This window comes from Skermanella sp. (genome assembly GCF_059503625.1).
The window spans coordinates 12,202-24,697 of record NZ_JCACHA010000556.1 but is presented as its reverse complement, the minus strand read 5'-3'; the positions used below and the strand labels follow the sequence as shown (position 1 = coordinate 24,697).

Genomic DNA, 12,496 nt, shown 5'->3' with positions numbered 1-12,496 from the left:
CCGTCTGCCTCGACGCGGTAGTCGCCGGCTATGCCCGGCTGATGCTCGCGGATGACGGGGTGGGGATGCCGGAATGGTCATCGCAACAGCCGGCAACGGCACGGGGCTTCGGCCTTACCCTGATTCCCATGCTGGCACAGCAGTTAGACGGTCAATTTCGCTGGGATCGCGCCAAGGGTACGCGGGCGACGATGATCTTTCCGGTCTGACGCCATGATTTGGCGGGCCGTGGTTTCGCCCTGTGAAACCCCGATCAACCAGGCGCGGCATCGGCGATCTTCTCCAGTCACCTGGCGACTGCAACCGTTTGCCGCACTCTCCCCGGCGGTTCGCGCGACGACATGTGACCGGAGTTTTCGGCGGCGGAATCCCGGTGCCCGGCGGAACCTATGAACCGCCATCCTGTTGGCGGAAAAGCTTATAACCGCGCAAGGCGCGGGCCGTAGCGGGACCTGCCGGCAGACCCCGAAACCGCCGGCGGCTCGGACCTAGCGGCGCCGGGAGCCGCGAAGGTCGTCGGCCACACTTCACGAAAAGGTCGTGATTTGCGGCGGCGCCCTGCCGGACTTCGGCCTCTACTGCCTCAACACGGCCCGCGCGATCACCGGGGAGGAGCCAGTGGAAGTCTTCGCCCGCATCTTCAATCCCCAGGGCGACGACCGCTACCGCGCGGTCGAGGAGACCATCGCCTTCATGCTGCGTTTCCCATCCGGCGCCATGGCCAACTGCTCGGCCAGCTACGGCGCCCATGAAAGCAAGGATCTGCGGGTGCGGCTGGAGAAAGGCTGGATCGACCTGGAAAACGCCTTCGCGTACGAAGGTCAGCAGATGCGCGTCGCGCAACGCGGCGGCAAGGCGGAGGCGATCGACACCGTGCGCATGCCGCAGCAGAACCAGTTCTCCCTTGAAATCGACCATATAGCGGTCCCGAACCCAGCCAGCAGGGCTGAGGCGCCGGGGCGGAGAGTTCTTGGCTTCTTAGACGGATCGAAGGTGGCAAAGGCTGACGCCACGGCCTGCTGTCCGCGGCGTCAGCAGTTCCCTGCGGAGTCGGGTCAGCCCGGCGCGCCCGAGCTGGTCTTGGGCTGCGGCTTCTCGGTGGTGCCGGCCTCCTGCGAAACCTGCCCGGGCTTGTTGCCGCGGTTGGTTTCAGCGGGGTTATGGACGGCATTGGGTCCCTGATCGTTGGGCGGGTTGGCCTTGGGATCGGTGTTGCCGCCGACCCGATGGAAATCGTCGCGATCCTCGTGCATCGTTTTTCTCCCTGAACGGGGTTGAGAAGGAATAGGCAAGGACCAACAGGAGCCGCACCGCCGTAGTTCCCCGGCCATATTCACGATAGGACGGCGCATGGATGCACCATGGGAATTTGCATCCGCTCAACGGGCAGGCTTGACGATGCGGTAAAGCACGAACTCCCGTCCGGAGGTGATCGGGGTCAGCGTTCCGGGCAGCGGGTCCTGCCAGCCGTCTGGTGGATACATGATGTAGAGGTAATCGAAGTCGGTGGTCCAGTTCCTCCAGTAGATCGGCTTGGACGGATCGGATGGACCTTGTGGAAGCGTGCCGCGAGCGGCGCTCACCAGGTCCGCGACCGGGACCGGCCGCCCTTCCATGACATCGATGCCGCTATACGCCGGACGGGGCCGATGTTCAGCGCTGTGCCGGTACGCTCGCATCGCGCCAGTCGGCCACCTGGATCACCCCGCCATCCCGATCCATGTCGGTTTCCGGCATCGGCGCCGGGCTGGCGGCGGGGGCCGGCCGATCGGGGATATCCATTTTGGCCATCTTCACGGCAAACCGTTTCCGGATCTCGCCGAGCGTCGCCGGACGCCCTCTTATCTTGAAGATCCCCGGGTTCGCCTTGGCCTCCTTGGGAAACATCCAGGCACCGGTCAAGTCCGGCGTGCTCTCGGCCGCCCTGAGGAAGCGCGCCGCTTCGGTCACGCCGAAGAAGTGGCTCAGATAGGTCTCGGTTTCCGTGACGGGCCGCCCCAGCAGCTTTTCGAGGCGGCGCGTGTTGTCGACGGTCAGCTCCGCTGCCAGAAAGGCGCTCAGCCTGGCGTCCTTGCGCAGGGCCAGGATCCGTTCGCGGATGCGGAGATCGTCGACGATGGGTTCGTCCAGCGAGCCCCGGCGAATATGCCGGGCAAGCCCGCCAAGTCCGTATTTGTGGCCGTCGCTCTCGACCTTCGAGAGCCAGGTTGCTTCGATGAACTGGTAGAGGCCCGTTGCCGAACTCGTCGTCGCCTTGGCCGTGGCGTCGAAGCCGGATTCCAATCCGGCCATGGCGCGCATCAGGCGGGCCGGAGCCCCGACCGTGGCGGCGGCTTCGTCTATCATCGCGAGGGTTCGGGCCTGCCTGTCGAGGCGGGAAATGAGGGTTCCGATACCGGTCGTATCAGCGCCGGCGCTTTCCTTCCCCGCCGATGCGTTCCGGCGGGAAAGCGCCCTTTGCGGATCGACCGTTTCCTCGGCGAACCCGAACGAGTCGTCTTCCCGTTCACCGGACTCCGCGAGTATGTCGTCCAGTGTCCTGGCTTGCCCCGGACTTTGCGCCAGCATCAGGGTCATCCGGCCGATCTGATGGGCCGAACCGATCGCGGCGCCGAGAACGACCAGCGACAGGGCTGCCCGCCGGGCATATGCCGCCGGAAGATCGAAAGGCTTGGAGCCGCGTCGGGAGAACGCCCTGATACCGATCGTTCCGGCACCGGTCAGCTTCGCGAAGAGGTCTTTCAAGGGGAGGTGGATTGCCTTCATGACGCTTCCTCCGTCGTCGGGCCGATCTGCCCGATGTCCGTCAGGGCATCGAGACCGCAGGGGGAGCGTGATCTCGACAACGACAAATGTTCATGCTTTGTTCTTTCGAAGCCGACACTACACAGGTTCGCGGAACCCGGCAATTAACCAAATAGGATAGGCCGGCGCCGCTTGTCGCAGATCCGCGCGACGTCTCTCATTCGATCACCGTGTCGGCTTGAGCGAGCAGGGCAGGTGGAATTTCCAGATCCAGCGCTTTTGCCGACTTTAGGCTGATGACGAGCTCGAACTTGATTGGAAGCTGAATCGGCAGATCGGCAGCCTTTTCTCCCTTGAGGATCCGATCGACATACACCGCCGCACGGCGGAAGAGATCGGGAATATCGGCGCCGTAGGACATCAAGGCTCCGGTTTCGACAAGCCGCGCCTGCTCGGCGACGACCGCAATCTTAAACGACGCAGCCGTGCGGCCGATCGTGTCCGCCAAGGTGTGGGTCAGGAAATCCCGGATGACGATGACAGCGTCGCCGCCCTGCTCCCGCAGCGATCGGAACAGGTCCGCGACCTCATCGGGCGAGGTCGATTGCAATCTTAGGCGTACGGTACGCAGGCCCTGGATCCGGGCTGATGTTTCGGTCTGTATGCCCCAATCGCGAAACACAGGGTCCGTGGCATTATGGAGGATGCCGACGACGGTGGATTTGGGAAGCGCCTCGCGGAGAACTTCGATACGCTTCGCGGCAAGCTCCTCGCCAAAATATGAGAAGCCCGTCACGGTGCCACCGGGCCTGGCGAGACTGGCGAACAGGCCGTGATCGCCGCCCGCCGCCGGCAAGCCGATCGCCACGATCGGGATCTCCGTGGCAACGCGGATTGAGCGTGTGGCCGCCGGCCCAGGTGCAACGAAGCAGTCGACGGGTTTCCCTGCCATCTCCCGGATGTACCCTTTGGCGCGGTCCAGGTTGCCGGAGGCATGACGAGACTCCAGCAGAATTGTCCGCCCCTCCACATGGCCCATTTCGCGCAAGCCCAGCCGGAAGGCATCGAGGGTGACGCGATCGGCCTCTTCCGATGCAAAACCCATGAAGCAGACGGTCGGCAGTCTTCCGCCTGTCTGTGCAAGGCCGCTGTTTGCGACCGGAAGCAACCCGAGCAGAGCGAGAACGTCACGTCGCCTCATTCGATCCCCTCCTCCGCCCAGGCGGCTTCGTCATGATGACCCCAGTCTCTCAGGAAACAGGACCGCCCGTAAACCCGATGCGTTCCGAGGCTCCGTCCGCCGTCGATCGCCCGGCCTCAGGCTGCCCGATGCCGCTCTTCGAAGGCGATGCCGAAGATGGGCAGTTCCTCGTCGTAGCCCTTGAGGGGACGGGACCCGAGCGGGATCAGGACGCGCTTGCTGCCGACGGCCTCGGCAACCTTCTCGTCCGTCAGGATCTCCCGGTCCTCCGCCGATGCGCAGAGCTGGGCGGCGAGGTTCACGACGCTGCCGATTGCCGTATAGTCGGAGCGGCTCTCATAGCCGATCCGCCCGACCGTGGCCTCTCCCATGGCGAGGCCGACGCCGAACCCGATCCGGTGGCCGCGTGCCTGCCAGCCGACGATGAGCTTCTGCACGCTTTTCTGCATCTCCACGGCCAGATCGGCAGCCCGCAGCGCAGGCTCCTCGATCGGAACGGGAGCGTTGACGAGCACCATCAGGCCGTCGCCCGAAAAACTCGTCAGCGTCGCGGCATATCGGGTGATGATCGTACCGAGCGCCTCGTAATACTGCGAGAGCACGCTCATGACTTCCTCCGGCGTGGCTCTTGCCGAGAAGGCGGTGAAGCCCCGCAGGTCGCAGAAGACGGCGACCACCTCGGTGCGCCGGCCCTCGAGCACGCCGTCGTCGCCCGTGCGGTCGACCAGTTCGGCAACCTGCGGAGCCAAAAACCGCTTGAGCTTGGCGATACGTTCCTGGCGCTCCTGGGAAATGGCGATTTCGGCGGCCATTGCATTGAAGCTGTCGGCCAGCCGCTGAAGCTCGTCGCCCGTCCTGATATCGATCCTGTAGTCGAACTGCCCCGCACCGACACGCTCGGTTCCTTCCTCCAGCAGCCGGATCGGCTTGGTCATCCTGCGGGCGAGCACATATGCGAGCAAACCCGCAAAGCCGCCGCTGGCCAGGAGAAGACCCCCGGTACGCCACAGGGCTTCGTAAATGGGGCCGAAGGCTTCGGAGAGCGGTTGCTCGACCACGATGGTCCAATTCGGACCGGCAATGGGCGCGGCGGCTGCCGCAATCGCATCGCCTTGGGCGTCCCGGCCCGTCACGATCTCTGCGCCGGCCTGAGCGACCGCTGCCTGGATCGCCCGGAAGGGAGCCAGCGTGGCATGGTCCGCCCCGCGCAAGACCAAGCTGATGTCCGGATGCGCTACGAGCCGGCCTGGACCGTCCATCACGAAGGCATAGCCGGTTTCACCGATCTTTATGGCCGAAATCACGTCCCAGATCAGCTTCAAGTTGACTTCGGCCACGACAATGCCGACCGATGGCCGGTTGCCGGCGACCGCGACCGTCAGATAAGGCTCGGAGCCGCGGTAATACGTGACTTCGCCGAACCAGATCCGTCCCGCGCGGGCTCCCGCTACCGAAGGCTCCCCCGATCGGTCCGTGCCGCTCTCGGTGCGGTTGAGGCCGATCCGTGACACGTACAACCGTTCCCGGCCGGAGCCATCCACCAGGGTAAGGCTGGCGATGGCGGGCACCTGCCGCAGCAGGCGCAAGGCATCGATGCGGCGCCGCTCGTCCGGCTCCCCGGTCCAGGGGAGTTGAACCAACCAGCCGAGCTGGCCGGTGATGCCGTCTAGAAACCCTTGGATCCTGGCGGCTGCGGATCTTGCTTCGACGCCGAGCAACTGGCCTAGCCTGGCCCGCTGATCGCGATAGCCGAACCAGGCCTCGCTGACGCCATTGGCGGCGAGCGGGACGACCACTGCCAGAAACAGGACGAGGAAGTACTTCTGGAAGAGACCACGGAGCCGGAGGTGCCGAGCGGTCATGGCCTGCCGGTTCCCCTCCGGCGATCCCGCTTGTGACAAGCGGGAGCAGCATGCCGCGCCAACCCCAAGTCCCGGACGATCCGGCCGTCGCCCCGCAAGGCGTTCATTCGACGACCTCGTCGGCATGGGCCAGGATCGAGAGCGGTACAATCCAGCCGAACCGCTTGGCCGCACCGGTATTCACGACCAGCCGGTCCCGCTGCGACAAAAGAGGAAGCGGCCATGTGGCAGCCAACCAAAAAACCAGGAACTCTCGCCTTTTCATGCGGGCACCTCGGTATGTAGCGGCTCCTGGTTCTTGTCGCTCCTTACTAAGCCAGCAACTTCATCGTACCATACGACCGTGACCAAGATTTAGGGGAATGGCGCCTGAATCCGAGTGCGTCCCAGGGAGAAGGGCGGCAGCACCGTTCTCAGAAGCGGGAGTTCAGGACAGTGTGCGGTTCGCGCGGCATGCCGTCGAGATAGCCGTCGTAGAAGCGCCGGACGAAGGGCATGACGTCGGCCGCCAGCCGCCGGCGCGCCTCTTCGGCGGGCGTCAGCGGTTGGGCCATCCGGGCGTGGATCTCGGACAGGACGGCGTCGCGGTCGATCCTGGTGAACCGGCCCTGCCGGTAGACGACCTCGCCGCCGATCATCACGGTATCGACCGCGTCGCGGCGGGCGCGGCGGACCAGCACGTCGACCAACGGGATGTCGGGGTTCTGGTACGGCCAAGTCGTCTTCTTCCAGTCGATCAGGACGATGTCGGCCGCCCTTCCCGCCTCGATCCGGCCGATCCGTCCGGCGAAGGGCGTGGTCCCGGCGCCGTTCTCCGTCGCCATGCGAAGCACGCCGGCGGCCGTCGGGAACGGGCTGTCGATGCCGGGCTCCCGATGGGCGTTCAGGACTAGCCGCATTTCCTGCAACATGTCGCGGTCGTCGTTGATGCCGGCCTCGTCGATCCCGATGGCGACCGGGATGCCCTTGGCCGTGAAGCGGTTGACGGGCGCCAGACCGCTCTTGAGCCGGAAGTTGGACGAGCAGTTGTGGCAGATATGGGTGCCGGTATGTGCACACAGGTCGATGTCGTCCTCGCTCATCCAGACGCCGTGACCGATGGTGAGGCCGGGTCCCGTCAGGCCGAAGCGTTCCAGGCAGGCCAGGGCGGAACCGCCGGTGCGCTTCTGAGCGTAGGCCTTCTGGTACGGCGTTTCCAGCAGGTGCATGTGGACCGGGGCACCCGTCTCGGCCGCCATCTCGGCGGCGCTGGCGAGTGCCGCGTCGGACAGCCAGTGCAGGTTCGACGGCGCGATCTGTACAGCGGTCGACGGGTCGTCGCGGTAGCGCCGGCGCAACTCGTGAAAGACGCCGATCTGCTCGGCCAGCGGCATGGCGAAGCGTGCGAAGTAGTCGGCGAGGGCCGGCCCGACCTCGGCCGGCACGCGTGCGAGGAACGCTTCGTCCGCCTCGTAGACCAGGCGGTTCTGGTCGCGCATCGCGAAGGAATAGGATGCCCGCATGCCGACCTCACGGTAGGCGCCGATCACGCTTTCCGCCGTCGCCACGACGGCTTCCGGTCCGCCGGGCGCCCGGCTGTGGAGGTGCTGGACGGTGGTGACGCCCGACGCGATCATCTCGAACGCCGAATAGAGCGTGTCGAGGCGCGGATCGACGTCGCGCAGCGCCAGCCGGCTCGCGAACCAGAGTTCGAGCGGGTGGTCGGGCGAGCCGAGTTGGAGCGGCGTCAAGCCGACGTGATGGTGGGCGTTGACAAGACCGGGGATCGCTGCGAAACCGGCGCCGCCGACGGTTTCGGCCTGCGGGTTGGCGGCGGCCAGGGCCTCCGCGTCGCCGATCTCCCGGATCGATCCGTCCTCGACGAGGATGGCGGCATCGGGGCGGAGGTCGGGCGAACCGTCGGGATGGAAGCCGCACAGGATGTTGTCGGCTCTGACGAGTTTCTGGCTCATGGGGACATCTCCGGCAGATCGGTCGGTGGTTTCCGGTGCTGCTCCGCGCGCTTCAGGGCAAGGCGGACCGCGCAGGGGACGGGTTCGATCAGCGGCACGCCGATCCTGTCCTTCAGGGCTCGCGCCGCGACGGCAAGGGGGCCGCCGCCGATGACGATCGCCGCCACATCGGCCTCGCGGACGGCTTGCAGGCAGGCATCGTGGAGCGCTTCGACCAGTCGTGCCGGATCGCCCATCAGGGCGGAGGGTTCGCCCGGAGTGAGCCAGACGCCGGCAAAACTTTCGGCATGACCATGGCGCTGTGCCGTGCGCTCGATGGCGGTCTTCAGGTCTGGCGTCGTCGTGACGACGCAGAAGCGCCGCCCGCCCTCCCCCGCTTCGGCCATTCCGGCTTCGGCGATGCCTGTCACGGGCATGGGCAGAACGGTCCGCAGGGCTTTCAGTCCGGGATCGCCGAAGGCGGAGACGATCACACCGTCGGGGCCGTCGGCAAGGATGGCCGGGCCGAGCGAGGCGACCGCGCGGGCCGAAGCTTCCAGCGCCGCTTCATCTGTGATCAGCGAAGCACCGGACGGGGCGGTCAGGCCGTCGATGACGGCGCGTCCCGCCGCTTCATCGCGCGCGATTTCGACCATGGCCGCCGTCGTGGCGGCTGACGTATTGGGGTTGACCAGGAGGAGGCGCATCAGGGCGGCGCCACCCGCTCGCGGAACGCGCGGGCGATGTCGATGCGGCGGGCGATCCACAGGCGGTCGCGGCGGCGGGCAAGCTCCGCGACGATCTCGCGGAACGCCTTGAAGCGGGCCGGGCGGCCGGCGATGCGCAGATGGAAGCCGATGTTCAGCAGGCGCGTCTGGCCGTCGGACGCCTCGTCCTCCAGCACGTCGAGCGCGTCGGTGACGTAGTCCACCATCTCGCCGGCCCTGACGAAGCCGTTGGGATGGAAGAACTTCATGTCGTTGGTGTCGAGCGCGTAGGGCACGACGAGCAGCGGCGGCTGACCGCCGGCGTCCCAATAGGGAAGGTCGTCGTCGAAGCCGTTCGAGGTGTAGAGATATCCCCGCTCCCGCAGCAGCCCCCGCGTCCACGGGCTCTCGGCTCCCCGGCAGAAGAAGCCTTGCGGGCGCTCTCCCGTCGCCGAGGCGATGGCGGTCGCCGCACGGTCGAGGTCCCGTGCCTCCGCTTCGGCGCTTTCGTAATCGGCGTGCGGACGCCAGCGCCAGCCGTGGCAGGCCGCTTCGTGCCCGTCCTCGACCAGCATCCTTGCCAGGGCCGGCGCCCGCTCGACCGCGCGGCCGCAGAAGAAGATCGTCGCCGGAACGCGATGCTGCCGCAGGCATCCGGCCATGCGCCACAGGCCGGCGCGGGTGCCGTAGGCGAAGATCTGCTCCTGTCCCGGATCGGCCCTGCCCGGCTCGACCACGCTGATCACCTCGCCCATCCGTTCCGAGCGCGGGTCGCCGTCCCCGACCTGCTCTTCGGCCCCTTCCTCGAAGTTGACGACCAGCGAGACGGCGAGGCGCTTGCCGTTGGGCCAGACGATGTCAGGCCACTGACCGCCATAACCGACGAGATCGCGGCTCATGACGGCGAGAACCCGGCCGGAGTGGGCCTGGGCTGCCAGTCCGGCAAGCCCAGCCCGGCCCGCCAGCGATGGGCGATCTCGTCCCGCCGCGCGAACCAGACGCCGGGGTGTTTCAACGCGTGGTCCAGGAACCGCTCCAGCCCGCCGATCCGGGCCGGACGGCCGATGATGCGGAGGTGAAGGCCGACGGACATCATGCGCGGATGCCGCTCGCCCTCGGCGTAGAGCCGGTCGAAGGCGTCGATGCAGTAGCGCGCGAAGTCGTCGCCGAACGTGAAGCCGCCCCGGTTGAAGAAGCGCATGTCGTTGGTGTCGAAGGCGTAGGGCAGGACGACATGGGGATGTCCGTCGACGGTCTCCAGATAGGGCAGATCGTCGTTGTAGGCGTTGGAATCGTACAGGAAGCCGCCGTGCTCGACCAGCAGCCCGCGCGTCCTGACCGAAGTGGCGGAGCGGGTATGCCAGCCGACCGGGGCCACGCCGGCCGCCTGGGTAATCGCCTCGACCGAGCGTTGGATGGCGCGGCGTTCCGTCGGCTCGTCCATATGGACATGGCGTTCCCAGCGCCAGCCGTGGGACGCCACTTCATGGCCGTCGGCGACGGCTTCCTCGGCGAGCCAGGGCGACTGCTCCAGCGCGCGGCCGTTGGCGTTCAGGGTCGCGCGGATGCCGCGCTCCCGCAGCGATTGGCGGATGCGCGGCCAGCCGGCGCGGGTGCCGTACTCGAAATGGCTTTCCATGCACAGGTCGCGCTCACCCTCGACGGCCTCGACCGCCTCGTAGATCGCCTCGTTCCGCTCGTCGCCCATGCCGATCGAGAGTTCGGCCCCTTCCTCGACGTTGACGACCAGCGAGAGCGCCAGCCGGGCGTCGCCAGGCCAACGGATGTCAGGCTCCCGTCCGCGATATCCCGCGAAGTCGCGCGGCGCCGTCATGCCGCCAGCGCCCTGTCCATGAAAGCCCGCGACTTGGCGGCGTCCCACAGCAGGAGGTCGCCGGGAGCGGCGTCCTTCCGCATCAGCGAGGTCGAAACGATCGCGCCGTCAGCGGCGGCCAGCGCCTCGGCCACGTTGTCCGCGGTGACGCTGCCGCCCAGCAGGACCGGCCGCTTGACGCCCGCGCGTTTCGCCTTGGCGATCCGGTCGAGGCTGTCGGCGAAGGAGGCCCCCGTCAGCACCAGCGCGTCGGCCCCCAGCTTGACGGCGGCCACGGCGGCTTCTTCCGGCGGCACGTCGATCAGGGGAACGCTGGTCCGGTCGAACACGTCGGCCAGGATCGCGATGTCGTCGCGGCGGATCTGGTGGCGGTATGTCCGCGCCTCGACCGCCAGCGCCTCGCGGCTGCCCTCCATCGTCATCGCGGCGCCGACGAAGACCTTGAGCCGGACGAAGTCCGCGCCGGAGGCATGGGCGATGGCAAGCGGCGCCACCGCGTCGTGCGCCTGCACGATGATGCCGAGCGTCAGGTCGGGGAACTGGCGCTTCATGACCCGGCCGAGCGCGCTGGTGATCGCGACCGTCTGGGGCGACGCGGCGCCGCGCCGCCGTGTCTGGTCCTGGAGCATGATCCTGCTGATGCCGGCCCCGACGAAGACTTCCGTGTTGGCGAGCACGTAATCCTCGAGGAAGGCCATCGACGTGTCCGATGCCGTCGAGAGATCGGGGAGATGCAGCGCCGCGATGATCATCGGGCCGGCCGTTTGGTCTGCGAACATCCTGTTCATGTGGTGATTATCCGGTTCAGGATCGGGAGAAGATGGGAGCGAAGCCCGGAGCCGAGGGTGCCGAGCAGCAGCGACAGGCGTTCAGCGGCACTGCCCCGCGTGGTGCCGAGGAGATGGAATGGACCGAAATCCTCCACCGCGAAGGAGGCCGAGACGGTACCCAGGCAGGCGGCGGCGCGCGGATCGCCGGACAGGACGAGGCCGGCCAGGAAGCCGCCGCAGAAGGCGTCGCCGGCTCCGGTCGGGTCGACGGCTGCCGTCGGGAAGGCGGGAACCGCGACGGCACCGGCGTTTCCTGACCCGATCAGGGCGCCGTCCGCGCCCAGTTTGACGACGACCGTCCCGGCGCCTTGCCGCCGCAGGGATGCCAGACCGTTAGCCGGGTCGAGACCGGGCGCCAGCACCGCCAGTTCCTTCTCGCTCGGCAGGAAAGCGGTGATGGCGGCGAGGAACGACGACAGACCGCCTTCCGCGATCGCCTGGGCGTTCGGGCCGGGGTCGGCGGTGACGAAGAGCCCGCGGGCGAACAGCGCCTCGGCCATCGCGCGCTGGCTCGCCGGCTGGTTCGCCGCGAGGTGGACACCCCTGGCATCGGACCAGCATACCGGGACATCCTCGATCCGCACGGGATTGCGCCGCCGGAAACTGGCGAAGTCCGACCAAGTCGCCGGCAAGGCGCGCAAGTGCGCTTCCAGGGTGCGGCAATCCTTTGGAGAAAGCCGGTCGCCGTGCAGGGGCAGGCCGGATGCATCGACCGGTGCGTGCAGGTGGTCGGCGCGGCTGCCGTCATCCTGGTACAGGAACCACTCCGCCTCCCGGACTTCCTCGTCGACCGTGACGATGCCGGAGATATCGATGCCATGGGCGGACAGGCGCCGCAGCAGGTCCGGCGGGTAGTTCGACGGGATGCGTCCGACGACGCCGACCTCGTCGAGCCACAGCCGGGCGCCCGCCGCCGAATAGACGGCGTTGCCGCCCATGGCGTCGCGGCCAATGCTGCCGTCGGCCGCAACGACGTTGTCGATGATGATGCCGCCTGCCGTGAAGACCCGGACCATGGCGGTCAGGCGCCGGGCAGCGCCTGGGGCGCGCCGAGCTGGAGGGCCGCGCGCGCCTTGGCGAAATGATAGGCGAACAGATGCAGCGGAACGACCGAGAGCAGCGCCGTCAGCGCCGGCAGCGTGGCGGGGATGCGGACGACTTCCTCGACCCGTGCCTCGATGTCGGGGGCCGATTCCGACAGGACTGCTACGATCCTGCCGCCGACCGCTTGGCCGACCAGGGCGGTGTCGAGCGCCCGCTCGGCGCTGGCGGGATCGCTGGCGAGCAGGAACAGGGGATCGCCCGCCTTCTGGGAGCGGTAGTGATGATATTCCTCGAGCGGGATCGCGTAGGCATGGATGGGCGAAAGCTCCCTCACCTTGGCGG

The 12,496-nt window shown here is 67.4% G+C and carries 13 protein-coding genes; 2 read left to right on the top strand and 11 right to left on the bottom strand.

The genetic code is table 11. The features are described from left to right. Positions 1 to 209, top strand: a 209-nt coding sequence (locus AC5JJ6_RS11925; protein ID WP_496042239.1) for a hypothetical protein, incomplete at its 5' end; no start/stop codon positions are given. 331 nt (positions 210 to 540) lie between these two features. Further along, positions 541 to 1,182 carry a Gfo/Idh/MocA family protein gene (locus AC5JJ6_RS11920; protein WP_496042238.1) on the top strand — a complete coding sequence of 214 codons (642 nt, stop codon included), beginning with the start codon at positions 541 to 543 and terminating at the stop codon, positions 1,180 to 1,182. A gap of 197 nt (positions 1,183 to 1,379) precedes the next feature. Here the strand turns inward: AC5JJ6_RS11920 and AC5JJ6_RS11915 are convergent, their stop codons facing one another. The 11 genes from AC5JJ6_RS11915 to AC5JJ6_RS11865 form a co-directional block, all read right to left on the bottom strand. Then, positions 1,380 to 1,616 carry a hypothetical protein gene (locus tag AC5JJ6_RS11915; protein WP_496042237.1) on the bottom strand — a complete coding sequence of 79 codons (237 nt, stop codon included), beginning with the start codon at positions 1,614 to 1,616 and terminating at the stop codon, positions 1,380 to 1,382. 37 nt (positions 1,617 to 1,653) lie between these two features. After that, positions 1,654 to 2,766: a hypothetical protein gene (locus AC5JJ6_RS11910; RefSeq protein ID WP_496042236.1), complete on the bottom strand. Its 1,113-nt coding sequence runs from the start codon at positions 2,764 to 2,766 to the stop codon at positions 1,654 to 1,656. 196 nt (positions 2,767 to 2,962) lie between these two features. Further along, positions 2,963 to 3,946, bottom strand: a complete 984-nt coding sequence (locus AC5JJ6_RS11905; protein ID WP_496042235.1) for an ABC transporter substrate-binding protein — start codon at positions 3,944 to 3,946, stop codon at positions 2,963 to 2,965. 116 nt (positions 3,947 to 4,062) lie between these two features. Then, positions 4,063 to 5,808, bottom strand: coding sequence for a cache domain-containing protein (locus tag AC5JJ6_RS11900; protein WP_496042234.1), 1,746 nt, complete (start codon positions 5,806 to 5,808; stop codon positions 4,063 to 4,065). A 413-nt stretch (positions 5,809 to 6,221) separates the two neighbouring features. Then, entirely contained in the window at positions 6,222 to 7,760 is a 1,539-nt protein-coding gene (locus tag AC5JJ6_RS11895; RefSeq protein WP_496042233.1) for an amidohydrolase family protein, read from the bottom strand. Next, entirely contained in the window at positions 7,757 to 8,446 is a 690-nt protein-coding gene (locus tag AC5JJ6_RS11890; protein ID WP_496042232.1) for an aspartate/glutamate racemase family protein, read from the bottom strand. Before AC5JJ6_RS11890 ends, AC5JJ6_RS11895 begins: the two co-directional genes overlap by 4 nt. Beyond that, positions 8,446 to 9,345 (bottom strand): polysaccharide deacetylase family protein, encoded by a 900-nt coding sequence (locus AC5JJ6_RS11885; RefSeq protein WP_496042231.1) that lies wholly within the window; start codon positions 9,343 to 9,345, stop codon positions 8,446 to 8,448. Before AC5JJ6_RS11885 ends, AC5JJ6_RS11890 begins: the two co-directional genes overlap by 1 nt. Then, entirely contained in the window at positions 9,342 to 10,280 is a 939-nt protein-coding gene (locus AC5JJ6_RS11880; protein ID WP_496042230.1) for a polysaccharide deacetylase family protein, read from the bottom strand. The genes AC5JJ6_RS11885 and AC5JJ6_RS11880 overlap by 4 nt, the downstream gene beginning before the upstream one ends. Continuing rightward, positions 10,277 to 11,068 carry a BtpA/SgcQ family protein gene (locus AC5JJ6_RS11875; RefSeq protein ID WP_496042229.1) on the bottom strand — a complete coding sequence of 264 codons (792 nt, stop codon included), beginning with the start codon at positions 11,066 to 11,068 and terminating at the stop codon, positions 10,277 to 10,279. Before AC5JJ6_RS11875 ends, AC5JJ6_RS11880 begins: the two co-directional genes overlap by 4 nt. Beyond that, positions 11,065 to 12,126 carry a carbohydrate kinase family protein gene (locus AC5JJ6_RS11870; RefSeq protein WP_496042228.1) on the bottom strand — a complete coding sequence of 354 codons (1,062 nt, stop codon included), beginning with the start codon at positions 12,124 to 12,126 and terminating at the stop codon, positions 11,065 to 11,067. The genes AC5JJ6_RS11875 and AC5JJ6_RS11870 overlap by 4 nt, the downstream gene beginning before the upstream one ends. A gap of 5 nt (positions 12,127 to 12,131) precedes the next feature. After that, positions 12,132 to 12,496: phosphoheptose isomerase family protein (locus tag AC5JJ6_RS11865; RefSeq protein WP_496042227.1), on the bottom strand; the 365-nt coding region annotated here is incomplete at its 5' end.

Excerpts from the sequence above, each read along its gene's own strand:
- AC5JJ6_RS11880 (WP_496042230.1), bottom strand. The coding sequence starts at position 10,280 with ATGACGGCGCCGCGCGACTTCGCGGGATATCGCGGACGGGAGCCTGAC.
- AC5JJ6_RS11900 (WP_496042234.1), bottom strand. The coding sequence starts at position 5,808 with ATGACCGCTCGGCACCTCCGGCTCCGTGGTCTCTTCCAGAAGTACTTC.
- AC5JJ6_RS11890 (WP_496042232.1), bottom strand. The coding sequence starts at position 8,446 with ATGCGCCTCCTCCTGGTCAACCCCAATACGTCAGCCGCCACGACGGCG.
- AC5JJ6_RS11875 (WP_496042229.1), bottom strand. The coding sequence starts at position 11,068 with ATGAACAGGATGTTCGCAGACCAAACGGCCGGCCCGATGATCATCGCG.
- AC5JJ6_RS11905 (WP_496042235.1), bottom strand. The coding sequence starts at position 3,946 with ATGAGGCGACGTGACGTTCTCGCTCTGCTCGGGTTGCTTCCGGTCGCA.
- AC5JJ6_RS11895 (WP_496042233.1), bottom strand. The coding sequence starts at position 7,760 with ATGAGCCAGAAACTCGTCAGAGCCGACAACATCCTGTGCGGCTTCCAT.
- AC5JJ6_RS11870 (WP_496042228.1), bottom strand. The coding sequence starts at position 12,126 with ATGGTCCGGGTCTTCACGGCAGGCGGCATCATCATCGACAACGTCGTT.
- AC5JJ6_RS11885 (WP_496042231.1), bottom strand. The coding sequence starts at position 9,345 with ATGAGCCGCGATCTCGTCGGTTATGGCGGTCAGTGGCCTGACATCGTC.
- AC5JJ6_RS11915 (WP_496042237.1), bottom strand. The coding sequence starts at position 1,616 with ATGGAAGGGCGGCCGGTCCCGGTCGCGGACCTGGTGAGCGCCGCTCGC.
- AC5JJ6_RS11910 (WP_496042236.1), bottom strand. The coding sequence starts at position 2,766 with ATGAAGGCAATCCACCTCCCCTTGAAAGACCTCTTCGCGAAGCTGACC.